Origin of the sequence: Microcystis sp. LEGE 08355 (genome assembly GCF_015207185.1) — a bacterium.
Classification (GTDB): Bacteria; Cyanobacteriota; Cyanobacteriia; order Cyanobacteriales; family Microcystaceae; genus Microcystis; species Microcystis panniformis.
Genome location: NZ_JADEXI010000489.1, coordinates 1 through 3515 on the forward strand (window position 1 = coordinate 1; position 3515 = coordinate 3515).

Annotated in this window: 6 protein-coding genes; all 6 read right to left on the minus strand. The window is 38.4% G+C overall.

Going from position 1 to position 3515, the window contains the following annotated elements; all coding sequences use genetic code 11:
* Window positions 1-63 precede the first annotated feature (63 nt).
* The 6 genes from IQ242_RS19780 to IQ242_RS19805 all read right to left on the minus strand — a co-directional run bounded on the left by IQ242_RS19780 (window position 64) and on the right by IQ242_RS19805 (window position 3472).
* Window positions 64-771, minus strand: a complete 708-nt coding sequence (locus tag IQ242_RS19780; RefSeq protein ID WP_193961138.1) for a hypothetical protein — start codon at window positions 769-771, stop codon at window positions 64-66.
* 450 nt (window positions 772-1221) lie between these two features.
* Window positions 1222-1665: an HNH endonuclease gene (locus tag IQ242_RS19785; RefSeq protein ID WP_002787542.1), complete on the minus strand. Its 444-nt coding sequence runs from the start codon at window positions 1663-1665 to the stop codon at window positions 1222-1224.
* Window positions 1658-2059 (minus strand): STAS/SEC14 domain-containing protein, encoded by a 402-nt coding sequence (locus IQ242_RS19790; protein ID WP_193961139.1) that lies wholly within the window; start codon window positions 2057-2059, stop codon window positions 1658-1660. Before IQ242_RS19790 ends, IQ242_RS19785 begins: the two co-directional genes overlap by 8 nt.
* Window positions 2060-2148: 89 nt before the next feature.
* A complete protein-coding gene (locus IQ242_RS19795) occupies window positions 2149-2367 on the minus strand; it encodes a type II toxin-antitoxin system HicA family toxin (RefSeq protein ID WP_193961140.1) in 219 nt (72 codons plus the stop codon).
* A gap of 19 nt (window positions 2368-2386) precedes the next feature.
* A complete protein-coding gene (locus IQ242_RS19800; RefSeq protein WP_002787538.1) occupies window positions 2387-2629 on the minus strand; it encodes a type II toxin-antitoxin system HicB family antitoxin in 243 nt (80 codons plus the stop codon).
* A 198-nt stretch (window positions 2630-2827) separates the two neighbouring features.
* Window positions 2828-3472 carry a DUF3782 domain-containing protein gene (locus IQ242_RS19805; RefSeq protein WP_193961141.1) on the minus strand — a complete coding sequence of 215 codons (645 nt, stop codon included), beginning with the start codon at window positions 3470-3472 and terminating at the stop codon, window positions 2828-2830.
* Between the last annotated feature and the right edge of the window lie 43 nt (window positions 3473-3515).

The window sequence follows — 3515 nt, forward strand, 5'->3', positions numbered from 1 at the left end:
GGGCTTGCTGAATATCATTTCCGACTCCTAACCCCACCAACAAACTTTTTCAGCCAACCCTATTTATTGAATTTTAACATTTAATTTATAGGTGGCATTGCCGCGAGTTCCCCCTACAATTATTTCATAATTTCCAGTAGCAGGTAATTTTAGACTAGATTGGGTAGCTTCTGTTTTCAATATTTCCCCATTCGGTGCAATCACATCAAATACGGCATTATTTTCTAATGATGTAATTTTCAGATCCATTCTCTGTCCTTGATTCGCTCTTAAGAGATAAATATTTCGACTCCCTCGCACAACCGATTGATTAACGGTGGTGCTATTAGCTCCGGGTGCAAACCGGATTTGAGACAATAAACAAGGTTGTCTTTGATAAACGACTCGTCCCGTATTCAAATAATCTGCGGTTAACGTCCAGATTTCTTGAGTTTTTTGGGTGTCTAACTCAATTTTTGTCGTGATATTTAAGTTTAACTGATTACCCTTTCTTGTTCCTCGTAAGGTTTGAGTATAGGAAGTATAATAAGCTGCTTGTTCATTATGAATTGTAGCTTCTACCCGACCCGTGACTTGATTTCCCTGAATATAAATCCTCGCGGTAGCATCCAGATTATCATTAGCGACTGAAAAACAATAACCTTGAATCGAAGAAGTGCTAGACGCTTGGGCAATTTGTCGGGGGGGATGATTTGCCATCCCTGGTGTAACATTGACTAAACTTGCAAAAATGACTAGACATCCTAATAATTTCATCATCATCGGAACCATTCCAAGTTTTCACTAATACTAAACTAATTATCGCCCTAGCCACCATATTTAGACTTTCCCGTTGACAAAAGACCATAACCTCTGCTGTATGCTCTGCCCCCTTACTGGGTACAAAAATTGAGTAAATCTCTAATACACGACTTGGCAAATTTTCGTCAAAAAGGGAATAAGGGTGTAAAATAGAGGAAAAGCGAGAAAGAGTGGGCATAATGCTGCTCTTATCGATAATATTGCCAATAGTGAACCAATTCCTCTCTAAGTATCGAATCTAAGTATCGAAGCATATTTGAGCGCAAGAAGGGATTTGAGCAGGTGTGTGGCTACTATACAGGGGTGTAGATGTACTCTATGCTTGCAATTTTACCAAGTCGCCCCTTCAACCGAATCGCCCGAATCTCTATTTCTCTAAGCCTGTCAGGGTAATGCTTTCAGCCAATCCTTAAAAAAGTATCAAGAAAATATCATTTTTAAAATAGGAGGATGTTCTCCCATCGCGTATAATATTTGACGCAGATTAACTAATCCTTTTCGGTTCAAACGCAAAATTTTTACTGTTACTCTGCCGATAGAAGTTAATCCAATAATCAAAGTATAATCATTACTCCAAGCAAAATGATCTGACCAATTTTGTTGTCTGGGATTATAAAGAGAGACTATTTCCCCACTAACGGGATCTGTTCCTTCTGTTTTATTATATTTATGATTGTTGCATCCTTGGCACGCTAAAGCTAAGTTATCTAAATGAGTGTGACCTCCTTTACTCAGAGGATAAATATGTTCGACAGAGAAGCCTTGAGTGGCAAACTTTTCTTGAGAATAGCAATATTCACAACAATTATCTGCCCTCGCTTTAACCACTTCTTTGAGTCGAGTTGTCAGTTTATTTTCAGTCATTAACGATGGGTTTGATGCTAAGTTGTGTCATTAAATCCGTTAGGGATATTTGACGTAATCGGGCTAATTGGGCTAGATATTCTAGACGTTGTGTTTGGTGAATTTCCATTTGATCGCTCAATTCGAGTAATTCTTGGTACTCTTGCTCTGTTAAATTTTCTTCATTTCTCTTGTTGATTAAAAGTTGATAACGGCCTTGATTATCTTGAGAAAGACCTTGATTAATTTTTAATAATAATTCGGTTTCATCTTTTGATAAACTAGGGGCATGATGTTTCGCTTTTAGCGCAATTATATCTTGAAAAAAACCTTCTAATTCAGATAAGCTTAACTGTTCGACGGCTTCTAGTAAGTCTTCTTTAGATAGTTGGGCTTGAATTTTTATGGTAGGCATTTTCTATGACCTGTTTCATGAAGATCGTCTCTTATTATGTATGATACCCATTATTTCACCCCCATCTAGGGGAATGGCATAAGTTCTAGTTACAATTTCTCCCATTCATCTTTAGAAATTTGAGCTTGTTTTAGAATTCTACTGAGTAAATTAATACTAATATCTGACTGATGAGGATTGGGAAGACGGACTCTTAAGCCATTTTTTTCCATAAATTGGTGTCTTTTCCCTGTGTAGGGACCTTGAAATTCTGCTTTATGCAAAGCTGAAATTAAATTAGAACGAGAAATTGCACCAAAATAAGGCATGATTCAACTTAGATAAATGTTAGGCGACTAAATCTATTTTTAAAGATAAACCGTCAAATTCTGGCAATTGATGACCTAATTTAATTGCCAATAATATCCATTCTTCTAAGACTTCTAAGAGTTCCCGACGACAAGCTTCTAGGGTTTCTCCGGTTGCCCAAACTCCTGGAGCATTGGGAATGTTGCCATAAAATCCCTCATTATCCTCTAAAAGTTCATAATGGGCTGTTTCCATCGCTTTATTAAGATATTCTTGGATCATAGCTTTCTTTGATTGATTATTTCGTTTTTTCCCAGTATAACATAGTCATTTATCCCTTTGAGCGGTGCGCCCCTTCAACTGATCGGCCGATCCTCTGTTTCTCAAAGCCTTTCAGGGCAATGCTTTCAGCCAATCCTTAAAGAAAGTATTAAGAAAACGGGAAGGGGGGAAAAAAATTATGATGGGAGCATCATTCTTTTACCATAACTTAGGCTCAAAGCCAGAATCATTAATTATTTCTACTGTTTCTCCCGATGGTTTAATCACAAATAAACCTTGTTTATAGGCATAACGATCTACTCCTTCATCTATTTCTATTCCTGCCACTGCACCATAAGCTTGATAGTTCTTATAGTGGGGAAATGCTTCTTTAAATCGACTTAATTTTTCTAGAAATTCATTAACATCATCTTTCGATAAACGAGACTTACATTCGACTAAAACTACCTCGGTTTCATCGACGGCTAAAATATCAATCTCCATGGCGATTCCTTGGCGTTTTACCCTAGCGCGACTGTAGGTTTCTTTGACATCGATACCCTTCGCACGAAATAGGCGAATAACCGCAGGTTCCACTAATTCCTCGACAAATCTTCCCCAGCGAGTGGTTAAACTATCCACTGCACGACTGGTATTTGCCACTGTTTTCTCTAGCTGTGCTAAACGGCGATCGGCTTCGGCCTTGGCTTCGGCCGCCCGGCGATCGTATTCGTCCGCCCGGCGATCGGCTTCGGCCTTGGCTTCGGCCGCCCGGCGATCGTATTCTTGGCGTGATTGTTCAAACTTTTCGTTAGTTTTCTCGAAAAGTTTATAGATATCTTCGATGGTAATCGGTTGAGACATAGTTATTTACTTTAATCCTCCTTATTTTACTTATTACTATAAT